Here is an 825-nt window from a genome sequence, read left to right on the forward strand (position 1 = left end):
CTCATTTTGTGAAAAAATCAAAACGTCAACAAACATTAGCATCTGTTTTTTGTAAACCTGCAAAATAAACAGCGAGGTCGTTTTCGGTGTGCGTTAGACTGGCAAGAAATCTCTTTAAAACATCGGATTTTATTCCATGTCAGAAGTTGATTCTTGCCGTCTCAGGGGGAAGTGATTCTTTGGCTTTGATGTTTTTGGTCAAAGAGCATTTGGAAACTCTCGCATTTCCTCCAGAAATGATTGTTGTCACGGTTGATCATCAATTGCGTAAAGAATCGATGCGTGAGGCAGAAACTGTTGCGAAAATTTGTCGTGTCCATGATATTCAACATATCACTGTGCGATGGGAAGGCGAAAAGCCAAAGACGCATATTGCTTCCAGCGCGCGTGTTGCACGCTACGATCTCTTGGTTAAAGAAGCACAAAAACAAGGCGCATCAGTTATTATGACGGGCCATACACTCAATGATCAGGTTGAAACCTATCAAATGCGGTATCAACGTCTCCAAAAGAACAGAGGTGCTTTATATAGTGAAGCTGTTACCATGCGCGATGAGGTTTATGCCAGTGGTTTTGCTGGTATTTTGCGCGGTGAAGCCGAGGGTATACGTGATGAGTTTCATGCCAGAAAAACAAGAAAAAATATTTCCGAAAAAAACGATGGTCCGCTCTATGAACGTGGTTTATCCTGTATTCCGCGTGAGGCGTTGTTGCATAGAAAAGTGCGTTTGATTCGTCCACTCCTTGGTGTAAAACGCCAAACATTACGGAATTATTTACGCTTACAAGGACAAACATGGATTGATGATCCAACCAATGAAGATC

At 41.9% G+C, this 825-nt stretch carries 1 protein-coding gene; it reads left to right on the plus strand.

The genetic code is table 11. The annotated features are described in order from the left end of the window. Positions 1–86: 86 nt before the first annotated feature. Positions 87–825 (plus strand): tRNA lysidine(34) synthetase TilS (tilS, locus tag ACFIO3_RS14390; RefSeq protein ID WP_375704711.1); only part of this gene is annotated, 739 nt, incomplete at its 3' end.

The sequence above is a fragment of the Bartonella sp. AD328YNZD genome (genome assembly GCF_042196425.1).